Here is a 20,719-nt window from a genome sequence, read left to right as displayed (position 1 = left end):
CCCTGTGACCGCCGTAACAGTCCCGGTCCCCCATCCGCTATATACGCCCCCCTTTCCCCACCGGCGCCTTCATTTCCCTGCCGTTCACGCCCTGGTACCCCGGGGTTTCACGCCGCCGCCTGCAGATCCAGCCGCGCCCCGAAGTCCCTGACCACCGGCTCGTCCCGGTACGGCTCCAGCCGCTGCTGGAAGTCCTCCAGATAGTCGGCCCCCCGGTTGGAACGCAGGGTCTCCAGGAGTTCCACGGCCTTCAGCCCGGTGTGGCAGGCCTGTTCGATCTCACGCTGCTGCACCTGTGCTGTGGCGAGCAGCACATAGCCGATGGCCCGGCGCCGTGCCTTCGTCTCGGGGAGCCCGGCGAGCGACTCCTCCGCGCGTCGCGCCGCCGCCTCGGCCTGGCCGAGGTCGCGGTGGCAGTGCGCCAACTCGTCGGCGAGATAGGCCTCGTCGAAGTGCGCGATCCACGCCGGGTCGTCCCCGGATTCCGGATCCGCCGTCTCCAGTGCGGTCACGGCCCGCCCGGACGCCACCTGGGCAGCCCGCGCGTCGCCCATCAACGCATGCCCGCGCGCCTCGGCCGCGTAGAACATCGCCTCCGCGCGCGGGGTCACGCGCCCGCGCGCCCCCTCCTGCGCCGCCCGCGCCAACTGCGCGATCTCACGCGGGTTCCCGAGTTGCGCGGCGAGGTGGCTCATCGAGGCGGCCAGCACATAACCGCCGTAGCCCCGGTCGCCCGCCGCCTGCGCGAGCCGCAGCGCCTGGATGTAGTACCGCTGGGCGAGCCCCGGCTGCCCGGTGTCGATCGCCATGTACCCGGCGAGCTCGGTCAACCGCGCGACGGCCGCGAAGAGTTCCCGCCCGACCGCCTCCCGGTACGACCCGGCCAGCAGCCCGGAGACGACACTGTTCAGGTAGTGCACGACGACCGGACGCACATGCCCGCTGCCGTACTGGTGATCAAGGTCTACGAGCGCCTGCGTCATCGCCCGCACGGCTGCCACGTCGGACTGCCCCACGCGCGGCCCCGCCGAGCGCGCCACCTGCGAGTCCGGCGACGAGATCAGCCAGTCGCGGCTGGGCTCGACCAGCGCGGACGCGGCGACGGAGGAGCCGGACAGGAAGTCCCGCCGCCCGACGTCGCTGCGCCACAGCTCGCAGACCTGCTCGATGGCCCCCAGTACAGTCGGCGAGAACTGGAGACCGACGCCCGACGCGAGATTCTTGCCGTTGGCCATGCCGATCTCGTCGATCGTGACCGTACGGCCCAGCTTGCGGCCGAGCGCCTCCGCGATGATCGCCGGCGCCCGTCCCCGCGGCTGCTGTCCGCGCAGCCAACGGGCCACGGACGTCTTGTCGTAGCGCAGATCGAGGCCGTGTTCGGCGCCGCACATGTTGACCCGGCGGGCCAGCCCGGCGTTCGAGCAGCCCGCTTCCTGGATGAGCGCCTGCAGCCGTTCGTTCGGCTGTCGCGCGACGAGAGGCCTGGCGGCCATTGGCGTACCCCCTGTGGCTGCGGTGCCTGCCCACGCACCGAGTTGATGTGTCTTTCACCGCCGAAATCCGGCGCGGGGGCACTGGGTTGTGCACCGCAAGGTTCCGGCCGTGAAGATCAATGCCCCGTCGGCATACCGAAAATGCGAGGCTTGCGAGGATTGCCGGGGTAAAGGCGGAAGCCGACCCCACAGGTGGTTACCCAGCTCGACCCACGGTTCCTCCCACGCGCCCCCACACGTGCACCCATGCGCCCCAGATGAGGAATCGATGCTCCTCCCCCGCGCGCGCTCCGGCCGTAACCCGAGGTGGGTGCGGGAGTTGTGTTCAGCGTGGAAGAGACGATCCCGGCCACCGAAGCCGCACAGATTCCCAAGCAGCGCGGCGAAACGCTGCTGGAGACCGCCGTTCGCTACGCCGAGGAGCGCCACTGGGACGTGTTCCCGGGGACCTGGCTGGAAGCCGTCGAGGGCGTGCAGGTGTGCTCCTGCGGCGACACCGCGTGCCCCGCGCCCGGCGCGCACGCCGCACGCCCCGACTGGGCGACGCAGGCGACGGGGAGCGCGACGGTCGCGCGACGGATGTGGCAGAAGCAGCCGAACGCGTCGATCCTGCTGCCGACGGGGCGGACCTTCGACGCGATTTCCGTCCCGGAGACCGCGGGGTTTCTCGCCCTGGCCCGTATGGAGCGGATGGAACTGACGCTGGGGCCGGTGACGTTGGCGCCGGATCGACGGATGCACTTCTTCGTGTTGCCGGGGGCGTCGGTGAAGGTTCCCGAGCTGGTGCGCAAGCTGGGCTGGTCGATCGGGTCGCTGGACATGGTCGCGCTCGGGGAGGGGGCGTATGTCGCCGGGCCTCCTACGCGGTTCGGGTCTCGGGGGGCTGTGCAGTGGGCCTGTCGGCCTACGCCGGCTAATCGGTGGTTGCCGGATGCGGAGGAGTTGATCTCACCGCTTGCGTATGCCTGCGGCAGGGATCGGTAGTTCGCCGATTCGTCTGCCTGGTTGATCGTCCTCGGCGGCCGCGGGTCGTTCGTGGCTGGTCGCGCAGTTCCCCGCGCCCCTAAGGTTGGCGTCCATGACGTCGGCCGTTAGCGTGCGTGGGCTTTGGAAGCGGTTCGGGCAGCAAGTTGCCGTTGCCGGGATCGATCTGGAGTTGCCCGCGGGGAAGTTCATTGGGCTCGTCGGGCCCAATGGAGCGGGGAAGACCACGACCCTCTCCATGGTGACCGGGCTGCTCAGGCCCGATCAGGGGTCCGTGTCGGTCGTCGGGCATGACGTCTGGCGGGACCCCGTCGAGGTGAAGGCGCGGATCGGGGTGTTGCCGGAGGGGCTTCGGCTCTTCGAGCGGCTCTCCGGGCGGGAACTGCTCGTGTACTCGGGGCGGTTGCGCGGGCTTCCCGGGGCCGAGGTCGACAAGCGGGCCACCCAACTGCTCGACGTACTCGATCTGGCGGGGGCCCAGCACAAGCTGGTCGTCGACTACTCGACCGGTATGCGCAAGAAGATCGGGCTGGCGGCCGCGCTGCTGCACAATCCCGAAGTGCTGTTCCTGGACGAGCCGTTCGAGGGCGTCGACCCCGTTTCCGCGCAGACCATCCGGGGCGTCCTCGAGCGCTACACCGCCTCCGGCGCGACCGTCGTCTTCTCCTCCCATGTCATGGAGCTCGTCGAATCGCTGTGCGACTGGGTCGCCGTCATGGCAGCCGGACGCATCCGCGCCCACGGCCCCCTCGCCGAGGTGCGCGGGGAGGCGGCCTCGCTGCAGCAGGCGTTCCTCGAACTCGTCGGCGCGAACGGCCGCGATGCCGGATCCGACCTCGACTGGCTGGGCGGCGGGGCGCGATGAGCACCGACGTGACGGGGGTCGTCGTACGGCTGAAGCTGTCGCTGCTCAGGAACGGGCTGCGGCAGTCCAGTGGGCGCCGGGCCGCCTATGTCGCCTCGGCCGTCCTCGTTCTGGTCTTCGCCGCGCTGCAACTCCTCGGCCTGATCATGCTGCGCGGCAACGCGCACGTCGGCTCCGTGGTCGTCCTGCTCGTCGCGGTGCTCGCGCTCGGCTGGACCGTGATGCCGCTGTTCTTCCCCGGCGGGGACGAGACCCTGGACCCGACGCGGCTCGTGATGCTGCCGCTGCGCCCGCGCCCACTGGTGCGGGCGCTGCTCGCGGCCTCACTGGTCGGCATAGGGCCGCTCTTCACGCTGTGCCTCTTCACCGGTTCGGTGATCGCGGTCGCGCGGGGCGGGGTGGCGTACGTCGTCGGGGTCGTCGGCGTCGTCCTGGCCCTGCTGGTGTGCGTGGCGCTCGCGCGGGCCGTCGCCGCGGCCAACATCCGGCTGCTGACCAGCCGTAAGGGGCGCGATCTGGCGGTGCTGAGCGGGCTGGTCATCGCGATCGGGGCGCAGGTCGTGAACTTCGGGGCGCAGCAGTTGGGTTCGTCGGGGCTCGGCCGGCTCGATCCGGTGGCGGATGTGCTGCGCTGGGTGCCACCGGCGTCCGCGATCGGGGCGGTGGAGTCGGTGAGCGAGGGGTCGTACGGTGTCGGCGCCCTTCAACTCGCCTTGTGCGCAGGAACGTTGGTGGCGCTGATCGCCGTATGGTCACGCCACCTGACGCGGCTGATGACCTCCCCCGACGGCTCCACACTCCAGGCGGTCACCGAGGCCGCCGTACGGGAACGGACCTCGACCGGCCTCGCCCGCCTCCTTCCGGCCGGCCGCACCGGCACCGTCATGGAGCGCAGCCTGCGCTACGTCTGGCGCGACCCGAAGACCAAGGCTGCCTGGGTGACCTCGCTCGCCATCGGCCTGATCGTGCCGCTGTTCAACGCCCTTCAGGACACCGGCTCGATCTACTTCGCCTGCTTCGCCGCCGGGATGCTCGGCATCCAGATGTACAACCAGTTCGGGCAGGACACGTCCGCGTTCTGGATGGTCGCGCTGACCATCTCCTCTTCCCGGGACGCCTACGTCGAGCTGCGCGGCCGAGCCCTGGCCCTCCTGCTGATCACCCTGCCGTACGCCACCCTCGTCGTCGTCCTGACGACGGCACTCCTCGGCGACTGGGCCGAACTCCCCGAGGTCCTCGGCCTGTCCTTCGCCCTCCTCGGCGCGATGCTGGCCACGGGCGCCTGGACCTCGGCCCGCTTCCCGTACTCCATCCCACAGGAGGGCTACAAGAACGTCGCTCCCGGTCAGACCGGCCTGGCCTGGATCTCCGTCTTCGGCGGCATGATCGCGGCGGCCCTGCTGTGCGCACCGGTCATCGCGGTGACGATCTGGCTGAACGTCAGCGAGGACGGGGATGCGTGGAGCCGGCTGCTGCTGCCGGTGGGCGCGGCGTACGGCGCGGCGGTCACGTGGCTGGGGCTGCGGCTGGCGGCTCCGCGGACGGCGGCCCGTCTCCCCGAGATCCTCATGGCAGTGAGCAAGGGCTGACGGATTCTTGTGACGCAGGGCGCTGCAACGCCCTTCAAGGGGCGCGGGGCCGTGCCCCCTATGCGGCTCCGCCGCGTGGGCGCGATCAACCACGGGCCACCCGCAGCCGCCATCGAGCAGAAGACCCCGAGCTCATAGGCGCCCGGCATCACTCCACACCGCCTCAAGAAACGGCTCGATGGCGGCGCGCCAGCCCTCAGGCTGGTCGTAGTGCACCAGATGCCCGGCGTCAGCAACCTCCGCATACTCCCCCCGAGGCAACACCCGCACCATCTCCTGCGCCTCGGCCCGCCCCAACTCCCCGTCGAGCCCACGAACAACGAGCGCCGGGCACTGCACCTGCGCCAGTTCCTCCCAGTGCGCGTCGTACACCCACGTCTCCCGGGACGCGAGCATCTGGTCCGGCTCGAACACCGGCCGCCACCCGTCCTCGTACTCCCGCATCACCTCGGCGTAGAACTCCCCGCGGGCAACATTGGGCCGTTCGACCCACGGGTCGTCCTCGCCGAACCACTTGCGCACATCGGCAAGCGTGGCGAAGGGAACGGGCCAGGCCTCGAACCAGTCCGCCCACTCCCGCTGCGAGGCCGAGCCGAGCGCGGAGGCCCGCATGTCACAGATGATCACGCCGCGCACCAGGTCGGGCCGCTTTGCGGCGAGCTGCCAGGCGGTCAGCGCGCCCATGGCGTGGCCGATGAGGACGGCCGGGGCGAGGCCGAGCTGTTCGAGGGCGGCCTCCACGTCGTCGACGTACGCCTCGCGTGTGAAGGCGGTCTGCGCGGGCTTGGCGCTACGGCCGTGACCGCGCTGGTCGAGGGCGACCGCGCGGTGCCGCTCGGAGAGCCAGCGGGCGGTGGAGGCCCAGTGCGAGGCGCGGCCCATCAGGCCGTGCAGTAACAGCACGCCGGGCGCACGGTCGTGCTCTTTGGCCGGGTCGGTCTTGGGTGGGTCACCGAACTCCCAGGCCGCGAGACGTACGCCGCCTGTACCGGTCACGTCGATGCGTCGCGCCATTGATCCTGGCACCCCCCTAGCTCCGCTCGGACCGCTCGCTCCCGCTCGAGTCGGCCGATCCTGTGGACCGCGTCCTGCCTGCTCCGCCTGCCGTATCTGCCGTCGCTCACGCGAGCACCGCGCGCCACCCGCGTCGCACGCAGCGTAGATGCCTTCGCACGCGATGTGCATGTCCTGTGTGTCTGACGTGATCTTATGCGCACATTCATGAAGCGCGCGTTCCACATATCCCGTCACACCGCAGACTATCGAACCCCTATTCGAAAATGCGGTCTCTGCGGGCAACACCCCTCATTCGAGTGACCCCTCTCCAGGATTGATCGGCATCGCCGAGGGGAGATCTTCACCGGGAGGCGGACCGCTCGGGGAAAACGGTCCGAGGGGAATGACCCTGGGAGCTCGGGGCTCCGGGTCAGCACAGGGGAGGACAGGCCCCGGCGCCGCACGGCGCCGGGGCCCTCTCCACACTCACGGCACACCCTCCCGCCCCCTCCCCGGCCGGATGCATCGCCTCACGACAGCCTGGCACGCGAAACGCCCGAGCGCTGCGATTCAGCGCACTGGATCTTGGAATCGCCGAGATCGACGGATCGCCACAACTCCCGCTCCACCACCGGGAATTACCCGGAAGGGAACTCAGCGCTTCGCGACAAAGACATGGGAGGCGACGTCCGCCTCCAGCTCGGCCGCCTCACCACCGCTCCCCACGAGCACACCACCCGCGGACTCGGTCACACTCACCACCGACCCCGGCTGCACACCCGCCCGGCGCAGCGTGTACATCAGCTGCGCGTCGGTCTGGATCGGCTCGCCGATACGGCGCACGACGACCGTCTTGCCCTCGACGCCGGGGTCGAGATCGGCCAGCGAGACCATGCCCTCGTCCAGGAACGGATCGGCACCGTCCTTCTCGCCGAGCTCCTCCAGGCCGGGGATGGGGTTGCCGTACGGCGACTCGGTCGGATGGCGCAGCAGCTCCAGCACCCGCCGCTCCACGGCCTCACTCATCACGTGCTCCCAGCGACAGGCCTCGGCGTGCACCTGCTCCCACTCCAGCCCGATCACATCGACGAGCAGACACTCGGCCAGCCGATGCTTGCGCATGACACGGGTGGCCAGCCGCCGCCCCTCGTCCGTGAGCTCCAGGTGCCGGTCGGTCGCCACGGACACCAGCCCGTCACGCTCCATCCGCGCCACCGTCTGACTGACGGTCGGCCCGCTCTGGTCCAGCCGCTCGGCGATCCGGGCGCGCATGGGGACCACACCTTCCTCCTCCAGCTCGAGGATGGTGCGGAGATACATCTCCGTGGTGTCGATCAGTCCGGACATACGTGCCCCTCGATTAGCTCTGCGATTAGCTCAGCCGGAAGCGAGACAGCTCCACGGCGCGTGCGCTGGCCCTGCAGTCAATTCTGCCGGATACCACTGACAACCGTGCCGCGCCGTTGAAACGAGCGGATTTCCGAGATCGCCTGAGCGCACACCCCCGCGGGCCCGCAGTCGCCCACGGCGGGAAGGGGACGTGCCGGGGGGTGTCCGCCCGCAGAGTCCGGTGTCAACAAACGGCACCTCTCGCCCAACGCCCACCACCGGACCGAGGACGGACACCCCCCGGCACGGCCCCGACCCACAACGCAACCCAAGGCGCTACCCGCACCCCCACCGAACCGGCACAGGCGCCGCAGGCACCCGACACGCACCCCCACTCACCCGCACAGGCCGCCGCAGGCACCCCCGGCCCAACCGCCGGAGGCACCTCGCCGTATTGACACCACACTGGTCCAGACCGCACGGTGATCCGCAACACACCCCCGGAGGAGCCCCGCATGAGCGACAGCAAGCCGGCCGACCAGTTCATCGACGCCGCGATCGGCCTGCTCCAGCGAGTCCGTGCCGAGGAGGCCGAGAACATCGAGGCAGCCGGCACCCTGCTCGCCGACACCGTCGAAAGCGGCGGCCGCCTCTTCGCCTTCGGCGCCGGCCACTCCTCCCTCGCCGCCCAGGACATCGTCTACCGCGCCGGCGGCCTCGCCCTGATGAACCTGCTCGCGGTCCCCGGCGTCGTAGGCGTCGACGTCATGCCCGCCACCCTCGGCTCAGCCCTGGAACGCGTGGACGGCCTCGCGAGCGCGGTCCTGGACAGCTCCCCCCTGCGCGACGGCGACGCCCTCGTGATCATCTCCCTCTCGGGCCGCAACGCCCTCCCCGTGGAGATGGCCATGAGCGCACGCGCCCTCGGCATCAGGGTCATCGGCGTGACATCAGTGGCGTACGCCTCGGAGACGAAGTCCCGCCACACGTCGGGCACCTACCTCAAGGACCACTGCGACATCGTCCTCGACTCGAAGATCGCGATCGGCGACGCCGAGCTCACCCTGGACACGATCCCGGCCCCCTTCGCCCCCGCGTCCACGGTCGTCACCAGCGCGCTCCTCCAGGCCGTCATGGCCACCGCAGCCGCCACCCTGGCCGCCCGCGGCATCGAGCCCCCGCTCCTGCGCTCCGGCAACGTGGACGGCGGCCACGACTGGAACAGCCGGGTGTTCGAGAAGTACGGCGACAGGATCTTCTACCGGCACTGACACGGCAGCGCTACGCAAAGCCCTCCGAACCGCCAGAGCCTTCCGAACCGCCAGAGCCTTCCGAACCGCCCGAACCCTCCGGGCCCGAGCCCAGGGCCCCCGCCAAATCCAACGCGGAAGCGATCCGCACCGCCACCCCCTCCGCGTACACCGCATCACTCCGCTCGAACGCACTCCGCCCGGCACCCCGCAGAAACGTCACGACCCCGAGCGTGCGCCCCCGGCTGCGCAACACCGCACACAGCGCGTGCACCGTGTCCGCCGGCCACTGCCGACCCACCGCCCACGCACGCGCCTGCTCCGCCGGCACATCACCCGCATCGGCCCGCACGGACCCCGCCCGCGCCACACACCGCAACGCCGGATGCCCCTCGCCGTACCGCACCGGCAACCCGGCCTCCCCGCCCAGCAGACTCGGCCCCGGCGCGCCGGAGGGCGTCACCGCGATCCGGACCAGCCGCACCGGCCCCGCCGTGTCCGCGTCCATGAGCGCCCCACCCGCGACCCGGTCGATCAGCGCGTGATCGGCGAACCCGGCCAGCGCGAAGTCCAGATGCACGGTCGCCGCCTCGGCGGGGTCCTCGCACTCCGCGGCGGCCCGAGCCGCCCGATGCAGCTGATTGGCCCGGAACCGCAGCTGCGCCGCCTCCTGCTCCGCCTGCTTGGCCTCGGTCATGTCCTGGAAGAGCCAGCCCACCCCCAACGGCACCGGTTCCTCCGCGAGCGGCGAGGCCAGCCGTACGAAGCCACACCGCCAGCACCGACGCCGCTCGCCCTCCGGCGTCCGTACGCTCACCCAGATCTCGGCCGGCGCGGGCGGCGCACCCTCCGCCAGCACATGGGCGAGCGCGCTCTCCAGCTCCTCGACCCCCTGGGCGAGCAACTCCCCGAGCGGCCGCCCGAGCACGGACGTACGCCCGATACCCAGCGCCCGAGCCGCATGAGCGTTCACCACCGCCGGCCGCAGATCCGCGTCGACGAGCACCACGCCCCACGACGCGTCCTCGAACAGTGCCTCGCTCAGCGCGATCGACCGCTCCAGATCGATCTGCACATGCACCTCGCTGAAGGCGCAGTACAGCCCGGCGGGCTTCCCGTCCGGCCCGCGCACGGCCGCCGACTGCGTCCGTACGAGGACCCGCCCGCCGTCCTTGGTCAGCAGGGCGAACTCATGGACCTGCCGCCCGGGGGCCTGCATGGCGGACATCAGTCGGCCCTCGACGTCCTGGGCGTCGGCCTCGCGCACGGCCCACCCGGCGAACCCGTGCCGCCCCACGGCCTCGGCCGCACTCCACCCGAGGATCCGCTCCGCCTCACGGTTCCAATGGGTGACGACCCCGTCCGCGTCGAAGGCGCACAGGGCCGCGTCCATGCCGTCCAGCAGCGCGGCCAGCAGATCCGAGCCGCCTGCAGAACCCTCCGAACCACCTGCCGAACCGTCCGGACCGTCCCGCTCGGGTTCGTCCGGTCCCAGCTCGTCGGTGGTCCCACTACGCCGGGAAGCACTCACCTGGACCCCCTGCCAAGCTGCGTCCGCACGTACGACGCGTCGGTTCGCTCACTTGCAATCATCTAACTCGAACGTGACGCAGCACACACCGTGTTCCCCAAGATTGAAGGAATCGTTGTACGAGCCGCTGTGGCCCTGTTCCAGCCGCCTCGATCACCTCGACGCCCAGCACGCGCGCGGGCGCAACGATCACGTTGTGGACGTGCCGCCGCTCCCCCGCCGGGCATACACCTCGATCTCGATCTTCATACGAGGGTCGGCGAGCCCGCACATCATCATCGTCGCCGCCGGCCGCACCTCCCCGAAGTACCGCCGCAGCACCGGCCAGCACGGCTCGAAGTCCGCCCGTTCCGGCAGCAGATACCGCACCCGCACCACATCGGCGAACGAACACCCCGCCTCCTCCAGCGCGGCCCCCACATTCCGCAGACACTGCTCGGCCTGCTCCACCACGTCCTCGGAGATCGTCATCGCCGCGTAGTCGAACCCGGTCGTCCCCGACACATGCACCCAGTCCCCGTCGACCACGGCACGCGCGTACCCGATCTGCTCCTCGAAGGTGGAGCCGCTGAGTATCGCCTGCCGCACGGTCTGCCGCTCTGTCATGTACGGAACGCTAGGTGACCTGCGCGGACGGGGCCAAGGAAAAAAGCGGTTGATCGCGGCCGAGCCGCTTCTTAGGGTGTGGAGCACACGAGAAGGGAGGTGGTTCGGCAGATGTATGAATACCGGACGCGTGAGGTGGCTGCGGGCTAGCGGCCCGTCATCCCACCCAGTGCGGTGCCGGACCGGCACGTGACAGACGCGTGCAGCCGGCCCAATCCCAAGCAGTCACCCGACCCGCGAGCTCGCCGGTACGTCCGGCCGGCTCCCCCGCCACCGGCGGAGGGACCCGAGCTCGCGGGTCGTCTGCATCCTCGGCCCTCACAGCGACGCGGACTCAGGGACTCAGCCGCTCCACCCGCCAGCTCCCGTCCTGCTCCGCCACATACCGCAGCCGGTCGTGCAGCCGGTTCTCCCGGCCCTGCCAGAACTCCACCGCCTGCGCCGCCACCCGGAAACCGCCCCAGTTCGGCGGCACCGGCACCTGCTCGCCCTCGGGATAGCGCGCGGCCAGCTCGGCGTACGAGGCGTCGAGGTCGGCGCGGGTGGTGATGACCGAGGACTGGGCGCTGGCCCAGGCGCCGAGCTGGGAGCCGTGCGGGCGGGTGCGGAAGTAGGCGGCCGTCTCGTCGCGGCCGGTGCGTCGCGCCACGCCCGACACGATGACCTGCCGGGCCATCGGGTGCCAGGGGAAGAGGAGGGAGACGTACGGGTTCTCGGCGAGGTCGCGGGCCTTGCGGGAGTCGTAGTTGGTGTAGAAGACGAAGCCCTGCTCGTCGAACTGCTTCAGCAGTACCGTGCGCGAGCTGGGCCGTCCCTCGGCATCCGCGGTGGAGACGATCATCGCGTTCGGCTCGAAGAGGTGGGCCTGTGCCGCGGCCTGCTTGAACCAGCGTGCGAACTGTTCCACCGGAGTGGCGGCCAGGTCGGTCTCGGCGAGGCCCTCGGCCCGATAGTGCTTGCGCATGGCGGCGGGGTCGGGGACGGGCTCGGCGGGATCGAGGGGCACGGCGTCTCGGTCGGTCACGCGGTCATCTTGCCGTATGCGGCGGGCGCCGTCCCGGACGGTTTCGTTCCTCACCGCATGGCAACTGCACGACAACTGCATGGCACTGAGTGCCGCAAGGTCTCCCCAAAGGTGGCACTCGGGGATATCGTTCTGATGTCGTCGCGGTTGGATGACTGCCGACCGCACGGGGCATCACAGGGGTACGCGTACGCCCCGGACCGCGAGTCCCCCGAGCTCGTGACCGTGGATCCACCGGGCGTAAGTCCCAATCTCTGCCGACCCACATGTGGTCGTCCCACCCACAACCCATCCGTCCAACCCATCCGTCGCACACATCACGAGGAGCCGCCTGATGTCCGACTTCGTACCCGGACTCGAGGGAGTCGTCGCGTTCGAGACGGAGATCGCCGAACCGGATAAGGAGGGCGGCGCTCTTCGGTACCGGGGCGTCGACATCGAGGACCTGGTCGGCCACGTCTCGTTCGGCAATGTCTGGGGGCTGCTCGTCGACGGCGCGTTCCGGCCCGGTCTGCCGCCCGCGGAGCCCTTCCCGATCCCTGTGCACTCCGGCGACATCCGCGTCGACGTCCAGTCCGCGCTGGCCATGCTGGCGCCCGTGTGGGGCCTGAAACCGCTTCTGGACATCGGCGAGGAGCAGGCCCGGGAGGATTTGGCGCGGGCCGCCGTCATGGCCCTGTCGTACGTCGCCCAGTCCGCGCGCGGTCAGGGTCTGCCGATGGTTCCGCAGCGCGAGATCGACAAGGCTCAGTCCGTCGTCGAGCGCTTCATGATCCGCTGGCGGGGCGAGCCCGACCCCAAGCATGTGGCCGCGGTCGACGCGTACTGGACGTCTGCCGCCGAGCACGGCATGAACGCGTCCACCTTCACGGCCCGCGTCATCGCCTCCACCGGCGCGGATGTGGCGGCCGCGCTCTCCGGGGCCGTAGGAGCCATGTCAGGCCCGCTGCACGGCGGCGCGCCCTCCCGTGTCCTGCACATGATCGAGGAGATCGAGCGCACCGGCGACGCCGAGGCGTATGTGAAGCGGACCCTCGACAAGGGCGAACGCCTCATGGGCTTCGGCCACCGCGTCTACCGCGCCGAGGACCCCCGCGCCCGCGTCCTGCGCCGCACCGCCCGGGAGCTGGGCGCCCCCCGCTTCGAGGTCGCCGAGGCCCTGGAGAAGGCGGCCCTGGAGGAGCTGCACAATCGGCGACCGGACCGGGTCCTGGCCACGAACGTCGAGTTCTGGGCCGCCATCATGCTGGACTTCGCGGAGGTCCCGGCGCACATGTTCACGTCGATGTTCACGTGCGCCCGGACGGCCGGCTGGTCGGCGCACATCCTGGAGCAGAAGCGCACGGGCCGCCTCGTGCGCCCTTCCGCGCGCTACATCGGCCCGGGCCCGCGCGACCCGCGCGATGTCGAGGGCTATGCGGACATCGCGCACTGACCCCGGGCTCTCCGGGGAGCCCCGCCCCTCCGGCGGGCCGGCGTCACGCGGCGCGGATCAGCTCCGCGTGATGCCGCTCGGCGGCCGGCCCGGGCCGGCGAAGACGCCATACGGAACGTGACTGATCCACTGCGCCAGTATGCTGGGGCGGCTGCGGCGCCCCCACCATCACCCGTCCCCACGTGGTGAGTTACGGCCGCGGCACTGAGACGTCCCACGGCATGAGGATGAGAACAGGTGCTGATAGCGGGCCGCTACCGGCTGAGCGAGTCGATCGGGCGCGGTGGGATGGGGGAGGTCTGGCGGGCGTACGACGAGACGCTCGCCCGTGCGGTGGCCGTCAAGCTCCTGCTGCCCCAGGACTCCGATCCCACGGCCACCTCCCGGTTCCGGTTGGAGGCGCAGACCGCGGCACGGATCGACCATCCGAACGTGGTCGGCGTCCGGGACTTCGGCGAGCACGACAACCGGCTCTTCCTGGTGATGGAGTTGGTCGAGGGCGACAGCCTCGCCCGGGTCGCGTCGCAGTTCGGCGCGCTGCCCGCCGAACGCGTGGCCCGTATCGCCGCCCAGGCCGCCGCGGGTCTGGCCGCCGCGCACCGGGAGGGCATCGTCCACCGGGACATCAAGCCCGGCAACCTGCTCCTGGACGCCGACGGCACCCTCAAGATCGGTGACTTCGGCATCGCGCGCTTCCTGGACGACCCCGGCGCCGCGCTCACCGCCACCGGGCAGATCGTCGGCACGAGCCTGTACCTCGCCCCCGAGCGGGCCCTGGGGAAGCCGGCGGGCCCGGCCTCCGACGTGTACGCGCTGGGCTGTGTGCTCTACCAGCTCCTCACCGGTCGCCCGCCGTTCCACGCGGACACCGCCGTCGCCATCCTGCACCAGCACCTCGACGCCGCCCCCGTACCGCCCCGCGAGCTGGGCGTCCCCGGCCTCCCGGCCGCTTTCGAGAACTACCTCCTCGGCCTGCTCGCCAAGGACCCCGAGCACCGGCCGACGGCCCAGCAGGCCGCCGACTGGTTCGCCGGCGGCGCCTGGCAGGGACGCCCCGAGCCGCTGCCCGACGCGGCCTCGCCGTCCCCGCGGCCGACCGCTTCCCCCGCCTCCCCGCCCGGGCACCAGCACGTGGGCGGGACCAGCAACCCGACGACTTACATGCTGCCCTCCGCCCGAGGGTCGGCATCGGTCGGCCGGCCCCGGGGCCGGTCCCGGTCCCGCGCCGGGACACGGCGGGTGACCGCCATGGCCGCCGGAGCGGTGCTCTTCGTGGCCGCGATGCTGCTCGGCATGCTGTGGTTCTCGCCGGACAACACCGCCGGGGAGGGCACGAAGTCCGAAGCGCCGCCCGGCACGAGTGCCCCCGCGTCCACCTCCCCCCTGGAATCGAGCCCGTCCTCGACCACCTCCCCGAGCCCGGTGGCGCAGACAAGCGCCGGTCAGGAAGGACAGGACGAGGGGAAGCGGGAACAGAAGAGGCGCGATGAGGAGACGAGAGAGCCGAAGAAGCAGCGCGAGGCGCAACAGGACGACGACGGCGACGACAGCGGCGAGGACGACTGACGGTCGTGCTCCGGCCCCCGTGCCCGTGGGGAGGTGGTCAGCCCAACGCCTCCTCCAGCACCCCCGCCCACTGCGCCACCACCCGCTCCCGGCGGCCGGCGTCGTCGGTGAGCAGGTTTGCCAGACCGAGGCCGCGGGCCATGTCGAGGAGGCCCTGGACTGTCTCGCGTACGCCGGGCCGGGACTCGTCCGCGCCCAGCAGGTCCACCGCGATGTGGTGGGTCTCGCGGCCCACCCGGGCCTCCAGTTCGGTGACCCTCGGGCGCAGTTGCTCCTCGTTCGAGGCGGCGACCCACAGGTGCAGGGCGGCGCGGAACAGTGGGCCGGTGTAGAGGTCGACGAGGGCGGATACGACCGCGTGCCGGTCGCCTGCGGCGCCTTGTGGGAACAGGGCGCGCAGGGCGAGGGAGCGTTCCTCGGCGACGTATTCGACCGCCGCGGTGAAGAGGTCCTCGCGGGTCGGGAAGTGGTGTTGGGCGGCGCCGCGGGAGACTCCGGCGCGTTCGGCGACGACGGAGACCGTGGAGCCCGCCCAGCCGTGCTCGGCCAGGCAGGCCACGGCGGCTTCCAGGAGCCGTTGCCGGGTGGCGCGGCTGCGGTCCTGTTTGGGCACGCGGTCCGTGCGGTCCACGCGGTCGCCGACTGTGCTCACACCGCCCATTCCGGATCCCGTCGTTCGAGGAAGGCCGTCATCCCCTCGCGGGCCTGCGCGGAGGAGAACAGCCGGGCCGAGAGCGCGGTCAGTTGGGCCGCGTCCTGGTCGAAGGTCTCCAGCACCTTAGCCGTGAGCAGCGCCTTCGTCTCGGCCAGGGCATGGGGGGAGGCGCGGCGCAGGCCGTCCAGGACGGGGGCCAGCGTCGCGTCGACGTCCTCACCCTCGGCCGTGAGCAGGCCGATGCGGGCCGCTTCCGGCGCGGTGAAGCGTTCGCCGGTGAGGTAGTAGCGGGCCAGGGCGCGGGGGTCGGTGCGCGGGAGGAGGGGGAGGGAGATCACCGCGGGGGCGACGCCTATGTGCACCTCCGTGAAGGCGAAGGTGGCCTCGCGCGATGCCGCCGTAATGTCGCAGGCCGCGAGCAGGCCCAGGCCGCCCGCGCGTACGTGGCCGGTGACGCGGGCGACGACGGGTCTGGGCAGCTCCACGATCTGCCGGAGCAGCGCGACCAGTGCCTGCGGGGGCGGCGGGTCGCGCAGGTCGGCGCCCGCGCAGAAGGTGTTGCCGGTGTGGGTGAGGACGATCGCGCGTACGTCGGCGTCCTTGGCGCAGTCCGTCAGCGCGTCGGTCAGCTCGCCCACCAGTGCTGCCGAGAGCGCGTTGCGGTTGTGCGGGGAGTCCAGGGTGAGGGTTTCCACGGCACGCGCGCGGGTGCGGCCGATCAGAGTCATGTGCCCTCCTTGAGCATGCTCTCCTTGAGCGCCCGCAGTTCGCGGCGCAGGATCTTGCCGGAGGCGGCTCGCGGGACGCCGTCGATGAAGGTGACCTGGCGTACGCGCTTGTAGGGGGCGACGCGTTCGGCGACGTACATCATGATCTCTCCTTCGGAGAGGTCGGTGGCGTTCGGCTGGCGGACCACGTACGCGTGCGGGACTTCGTTGCCGTCGTCGTTGTAGACGCCGATGACCGCCGCGTCGGCGATGCCGGGGTGGGCGAGCAGGAGTGCCTCCAGTTCGGCGGGGGCCACCTGGAAGCCCTTGTACTTGATGAGTTCCTTGACGCGGTCGACGACGAACAGCCAGCCGTCGGCGTCGACATGGCCGACGTCGCCGGTGTGCAGCCAGCCGTCGGGGTCGATCATCGCGGCGGTGGCGTCGGGGCGGTTGAGGTAGCCCTTCATGACCTGGGGGCCACGGATGAGGATCTCGCCGGACTCGCCGACGCCGAGGTCCTTGTCGGGGTCGTCGAGGGAGACGATGCGCATCTCGGTGCCGGCGATGAGCCTGCCGACGGTTCCGGCGGGCGCGTCGTGCATGGCGGCGAGAGGGACGACGTGGGTGCCGGGGGACAGTTCCGTCATGCCGTACGCCTGGCCGAGCGGCGGCAGGCCCAGGCGCTGTGAGCAGGCGGCGGCGAGCTTGGCGTCCAGGGGCGCGGCGGCGCTGACGATGTACTTCAGGGACGACAGGTCGTACTGCGCGACCAGCGGGTGCTTGGCGAGGGCCAGGACGATCGGCGGGGCCACGTACAGGCCGGTGATGCGGTGGTTCTGGATCGCCGCGAGGAAGGTCTCCAGCTCGAAGCGGGGCAGCACGACGACCGTGGCGCCCAGCCTCAGGGGTGCGTTCATCAGGGCTGTGAGGCCGTAGATGTGGAAGAAGGGCAGTACGGCGAGGATGCGGTCGCCGGGGCCCGCCGAGATGGCGGGTTCGAGCTGGGCGAGGTTGGTGGCGATCTGCCGGTGGGTGAGCATCACGCCCTTGGGTATGCCGGTGGTGCCCGACGAGTACGGCAGGGCGGCGACGTCCGTCACGGGGTCGATGTCGGTCTGCGGCTCGGGGGCGGCGGACGCCAGCATGTCGATGAGTGAGCGGTGTCCCGGTGCGCTGTCGCAGACGAAGATCTCCCGGACCCCGCCGGCGAGTTCGGCGGCCCGGCGTGCCGCCTGGAGCAGCGGCGAGACGGTGACGATCCAGCGGGCCGCCGAGTCCGTCAGCTGCTTGGCGAACTCCTCGGGCGTGGCGAGCGGATGCACGGTCGTGACGGAGGCACCCGCGCGCGTGGCCGCGTAGAAGGCGGTCGGGAAGGCGACCGTGTTGGGGCTGTGCAGGGCGAGAACGTCCCCCTTGCGGACGCCTGCCTCGGCGAGGGCGGCGGCGATACGCCGGTGGAAGCGGTCGAGCTGCTCGTAGGTGAGGGTGGTGCCGTCCGTGCCGTCGATGAGCGCGGGCACGTCGCCGAACTCGGCGGCCCGGCCCAGTACGGCCTCGTGGATGGGGAGTTCTACGGCCGGGACGTCTGCGTACTCGCTGCGGAACACGGTTCCTCCTCGCGACACGGCGCCGGACGGGTGCCGGTCAGTACGACTTGGGCAGGCCAAGGGTCTGGTGGGAGACGTAGTTGAGAATCATCTCCCGGCTCACCGGAGCAATACGAGACACGCGCGCGGCGGTTATCAACGAGGCGAGTCCGAATTCGCGGGTGAGGCCGTTTCCGCCGAGGGTGTGCACGGCCTGGTCGACCGCCTTCACGCAGGCCTCCCCGGCCGCGTACTTCGCCATGTTGGCGGCCTCGCCGGCGCCCGCGTCGTCTCCGGCGTCGTACAGGTAGGCGGCCTTCTGCATCATCAGGCGGGCCAGTTCGAGGTCGATGTGTGCCTGGGCGAGGGGGTGGGCGATGGCCTGGTGGGCGCCGATGGGGGCGTTCCATACGGTCCGCTCGCGCGCGTACTCGACGGCACGGGCGAGGGCGTACCGGCCCATGCCGATCGCGAAGGCGGCCGTCATGATGCGTTCGGGGTTGAGGCCGGCGAAGAGCTGGAGGAGGCCGGCGTCCTCGTCGCCGACAAGGGCGTCGGCGGGGAGGCGTACGTCGTCGAGGGTGAGCTCGAACTGCTTCTCGGCGGCGTTGAGTTCCATGTCGATGCGGTGACGTGTGAAGCCTTCCGCGTCGCGCGGGACGATGAAGAGGCAGGGCTTGAGGCGGCCGGTGCGGGCGTCTGCTGTGCGGCCGACTATGAGGGTGGCGTCGGCTATGTCGACGCCGGAGATGAAGACTTTGCGGCCGTTGAGTACCCAGTCGGCGCCGTCGCGGTGAGCCGTGGTGGTGATGCGGTGGCTGTTGGAGCCGGCGTCGGGTTCGGTGATGCCGAAGGCCATGGTGCGGGTGCCGTCGGCGAGGCCCGGGAGCCACTCGCCCTTCTGTTCCTCGGTGCCGAAGCGGGCGATCACTGTGCCGCAGATGGCCGGTGACACGACCATCATCAGCAAGGGGCAGCCTGCGGCGCCGAGTTCTTCCAGGACGATGGAGAGTTCGGAGATTCCACCGCCTCCACCGCCGTATGCCTCCGGCAGGTTGACGCCGAGGTAGCCGAGTTTGGCGGCTTCGGACCAGAGGGCTTCTCGGTCGTAGGTGCGGCCGTGGCGCTCGCCGAGGGCGGCTACAGCCGATCGGAGGGCCTTGTGTTCCTCGGTTTCGATCGTGGCCATGTGACTCCTTCGTCGTCGCTTGTCGCGCCCACGCGGCGGTAGCCGCATGTCGATACAGCCCGCGCCCCTAGGTTTCTTGCACTACCGCCAGCAATGAGCCGACCGTTACCTGCTGGCCAGGTACGGCATGCAAAGCGCTCAGCGTCCCCGAGACCGGCGCCGCGATCTTGTGCTGCATCTTCATCGCCTCCAGCCACAGCAGGGGCTCTCCGGCCCGTACGGCGGCTCCTACGGTCAAGCCCTCGGCGACTCGTACGACCGTCCCCGGCATCGGCGCGAGCAGCGAACCCGGCGCATGCTGGGCCGTCGGGGCCGGGAAACGGGGCAGCGCGGTGAGGCGTGTGGTGTTCACGTGGATCTCGTCGCCGTACCTCGCGACCTCGAAGTTCCTTCGTACGCCGTCCACTTCGAGGACGACCCGGGCAGCATCGGCGTGCACGACCCGCACCCCGTCGGCCTCCAGGCCCACGCGCGTGTGCCGGTAACGGACCTCGTGCTCCTCGCCCGCCATGGCGTAGCGCTTGATCTGCGGCTGGGACGGCACGTTGCGCCAGCCGCCGAAGCGGGAGCGGCCGTGGGCGTCGGCGAGGGCGGCGGCCAGGGGGGCGTGTGGGTCCGGGGGCTGCTCGGTCAGGTCGGTGAGGTGGCGGTCGTAGAAGCCGGTGTCCATCCGGGCGGTCATGAACTCCTCGTGGCGCAGGGAGCGGACGAGGAGGTCGCGGTTGGTGACCGGGCCGTGGAGCGTCGCCCGCTCCAGGGCGCCCGCGAGCTTGCGGATGGCGCCCGCGCGCGTGGGGGCGTGGGCGACGAGCTTGGCGAGCATGGGGTCGTAGTGGACGCCGATCTCGTCGCCGTCGGTGAAGCCGGTGTCCAGGCGGACGCCCTCGGGCACGGCGATACGGTGCAGGGTGCCGGTCTGCGGAGCCCAGTCGTGAGCCGGGTCCTCGGCGTAGAGGCGGGCCTCGATCGCGTGGCCACGCGCGTGTGGGGGCTCGGTGTCGAGGGCATGGCCCTCGGCCACCTGGATCTGGAGGGCGACCAGGTCGATGCCGTGCACGGCTTCCGTCACGGGGTGTTCGACCTGGAGTCGGGTGTTCATCTCCAGGAAGTGGGGTTTGCCGTCGGCAACCAGGATCTCGACCGTGCCGGCGCCCACGTAGTCCACGGCGCGCGCGGCGCGTACGGACAGCGCGCACAGCTCCTCTTCGAGCGCCGCGTACAGTCCGGGCGCCGGGGCCTCCTCGATGACCTTCTGGTGGCGGCGCTGGAGGGAGCAGTCGCGGGTGCCGAGGGCCCACACCGTGCCGTGCGTGTCGGCGAGGATCTGCACCTCGACGTGGCGGCCGTTCTCGATGTACGGCTCGACGAACACCTCGCCGTCGCCGAAGGAGCTCACGGCCTCGGTGCGCGCGCTCTCCAGGGCGGCGGTCAGCTCCTCCAGGCGGCGCACGACACGCATGCCGCGCCCGCCGCCGCCCGCGGCCGCCTTCACCAGCACGGGCAGGTCGGCCTCGGTCACCTCGCCCAGCGGGGCGAGCCCCATCAGCTCCTTGGCGCGCGTCTTGGACGCCATCGCCTCGATCGCCTCCGGGGGCGGGCCGATCCAGACGAGTCCCGCGTCGAGGACGGCGCGCGCGAAGTCGGCGTTCTCGGAGAGGAAGCCGTAGCCGGGGTGGACGGCGTCCGCGCCGGACGCGACGGCCGCCTTCACGATCAGGTCGGCGTCCAGATACGTGTCGGCGGGCGCCGCTCCCGGTAGTCGTACCGCCGTGTCGGCCACGCGCGCGTGGAGGGCGTTCGCGTCGGCGTCCGAGTGCACGGCGACCGTCCGGATTCCCCACTCACGGCAGGTGCGGAAGATGCGGCAGGCGATCTCGCCCCGGTTCGCCACGAGCACAGAAGTGATCATCA

General features: G+C 71.1%; 17 protein-coding genes. 6 read left to right on the top strand and 11 right to left on the bottom strand.

Features of this window, described 5'->3' with window-relative positions; translation table 11 throughout:
• Positions 1-107 precede the first annotated feature (107 nt).
• Entirely contained in the window at positions 108-1,493 is a 1,386-nt protein-coding gene (locus tag ACTMVF_RS28610; RefSeq protein WP_441273973.1) for a transcriptional regulator, read from the bottom strand.
• A gap of 321 nt (positions 1,494-1,814) precedes the next feature.
• Between ACTMVF_RS28610 and ACTMVF_RS28605 the strand changes: the two genes are divergently transcribed.
• From ACTMVF_RS28605 to ACTMVF_RS28595, 3 genes are all read left to right on the top strand, one after another.
• Positions 1,815-2,477 (top strand): bifunctional DNA primase/polymerase, encoded by a 663-nt coding sequence (locus ACTMVF_RS28605; protein WP_301999806.1) that lies wholly within the window; start codon positions 1,815-1,817, stop codon positions 2,475-2,477.
• Positions 2,478-2,571: 94 nt separating this feature from the next.
• The gene (locus ACTMVF_RS28600) at positions 2,572-3,342 is read left to right on the top strand and encodes an ABC transporter ATP-binding protein (RefSeq protein WP_441273972.1); all 771 of its coding nucleotides are present in this window, start codon (positions 2,572-2,574) and stop codon (positions 3,340-3,342) included.
• Positions 3,339-4,931, top strand: a complete 1,593-nt coding sequence (locus ACTMVF_RS28595) for a transporter (protein WP_441273971.1) — start codon at positions 3,339-3,341, stop codon at positions 4,929-4,931. Before ACTMVF_RS28600 ends, ACTMVF_RS28595 begins: the two co-directional genes overlap by 4 nt.
• 132 nt (positions 4,932-5,063) lie before the next feature.
• Here ACTMVF_RS28595 and ACTMVF_RS28590 read toward each other — a convergent pair whose 3' ends face one another.
• Together ACTMVF_RS28590 and ACTMVF_RS28585 are read right to left on the bottom strand one after the other, a co-directional pair.
• Positions 5,064-5,945 carry an alpha/beta fold hydrolase gene (locus tag ACTMVF_RS28590; RefSeq protein ID WP_441273970.1) on the bottom strand — a complete coding sequence of 294 codons (882 nt, stop codon included), beginning with the start codon at positions 5,943-5,945 and terminating at the stop codon, positions 5,064-5,066.
• Between the two features lie 636 nt (positions 5,946-6,581).
• Complete coding sequence (locus ACTMVF_RS28585) at positions 6,582-7,274, bottom strand: metal-dependent transcriptional regulator (RefSeq protein ID WP_062703554.1); 693 nt, start codon at positions 7,272-7,274, stop codon at positions 6,582-6,584.
• 497 nt (positions 7,275-7,771) lie between these two features.
• Here ACTMVF_RS28585 and ACTMVF_RS28580 point away from each other — a divergent pair, with 497 nt between their 5' ends.
• Complete coding sequence (locus ACTMVF_RS28580; protein ID WP_441273969.1) at positions 7,772-8,527, top strand: SIS domain-containing protein; 756 nt, start codon at positions 7,772-7,774, stop codon at positions 8,525-8,527.
• Between the two features lie 10 nt (positions 8,528-8,537).
• On the opposite strand, the gene ACTMVF_RS28575 is transcribed toward ACTMVF_RS28580, so the two are convergent.
• From ACTMVF_RS28575 to pdxH, 3 genes are all read right to left on the bottom strand, one after another.
• Positions 8,538-10,037 carry a PAS domain-containing protein gene (locus tag ACTMVF_RS28575; protein WP_441273968.1) on the bottom strand — a complete coding sequence of 500 codons (1,500 nt, stop codon included), beginning with the start codon at positions 10,035-10,037 and terminating at the stop codon, positions 8,538-8,540.
• 189 nt (positions 10,038-10,226) lie between these two features.
• Entirely contained in the window at positions 10,227-10,643 is a 417-nt protein-coding gene (locus ACTMVF_RS28570) for a RidA family protein (protein ID WP_441273967.1), read from the bottom strand.
• Positions 10,644-10,977: 334 nt separating this feature from the next.
• The gene (pdxH, locus tag ACTMVF_RS28565; protein WP_441273966.1) at positions 10,978-11,667 is read right to left on the bottom strand and encodes a pyridoxamine 5'-phosphate oxidase; all 690 of its coding nucleotides are present in this window, start codon (positions 11,665-11,667) and stop codon (positions 10,978-10,980) included.
• A 334-nt stretch (positions 11,668-12,001) separates the two neighbouring features.
• Between pdxH and ACTMVF_RS28560 the strand changes: the two genes are divergently transcribed.
• Positions 12,002-13,102 (top strand): citrate synthase 2, encoded by a 1,101-nt coding sequence (locus ACTMVF_RS28560; RefSeq protein ID WP_301999798.1) that lies wholly within the window; start codon positions 12,002-12,004, stop codon positions 13,100-13,102.
• Positions 13,103-13,339: 237 nt separating this feature from the next.
• Positions 13,340-14,668: a protein kinase domain-containing protein gene (locus tag ACTMVF_RS28555; RefSeq protein ID WP_441273965.1), complete on the top strand. Its 1,329-nt coding sequence runs from the start codon at positions 13,340-13,342 to the stop codon at positions 14,666-14,668.
• Positions 14,669-14,705: 37 nt separating this feature from the next.
• On the opposite strand, the gene ACTMVF_RS28550 is transcribed toward ACTMVF_RS28555, so the two are convergent.
• The 5 genes from ACTMVF_RS28550 to ACTMVF_RS28530 all read right to left on the bottom strand — a co-directional run bounded on the left by ACTMVF_RS28550 (position 14,706) and on the right by ACTMVF_RS28530 (position 20,717).
• On the bottom strand, positions 14,706-15,329 hold the full coding sequence (locus ACTMVF_RS28550; protein ID WP_441273964.1) for a TetR/AcrR family transcriptional regulator: 624 nt from the start codon (positions 15,327-15,329) through the stop codon (positions 14,706-14,708).
• Positions 15,317-16,051 carry an enoyl-CoA hydratase family protein gene (locus tag ACTMVF_RS28545; protein ID WP_441273963.1) on the bottom strand — a complete coding sequence of 245 codons (735 nt, stop codon included), beginning with the start codon at positions 16,049-16,051 and terminating at the stop codon, positions 15,317-15,319. The genes ACTMVF_RS28550 and ACTMVF_RS28545 overlap by 13 nt, the downstream gene beginning before the upstream one ends.
• A complete protein-coding gene (locus ACTMVF_RS28540) occupies positions 16,048-17,640 on the bottom strand; it encodes a 4-coumarate--CoA ligase family protein (RefSeq protein ID WP_441273962.1) in 1,593 nt (530 codons plus the stop codon). The genes ACTMVF_RS28545 and ACTMVF_RS28540 overlap by 4 nt, the downstream gene beginning before the upstream one ends.
• Before the next feature lie 37 nt (positions 17,641-17,677).
• Positions 17,678-18,808, bottom strand: a complete 1,131-nt coding sequence (locus tag ACTMVF_RS28535; RefSeq protein WP_441273961.1) for an acyl-CoA dehydrogenase family protein — start codon at positions 18,806-18,808, stop codon at positions 17,678-17,680.
• 67 nt (positions 18,809-18,875) lie between these two features.
• A complete protein-coding gene (locus ACTMVF_RS28530; RefSeq protein WP_441273960.1) occupies positions 18,876-20,717 on the bottom strand; it encodes an ATP-binding protein in 1,842 nt (613 codons plus the stop codon).
• Positions 20,718-20,719: the final 2 nt, after the last annotated feature.

Origin of the sequence: Streptomyces sp. SD31, from assembly GCF_052068475.1 — a bacterium.
In the GTDB taxonomy this organism is placed as follows: domain Bacteria; phylum Actinomycetota; class Actinomycetes; order Streptomycetales; family Streptomycetaceae; genus Streptomyces.
The sequence above is the reverse complement of the archived record's forward strand: the minus strand, read 5'-3'. Positions and strand labels throughout refer to the sequence as shown.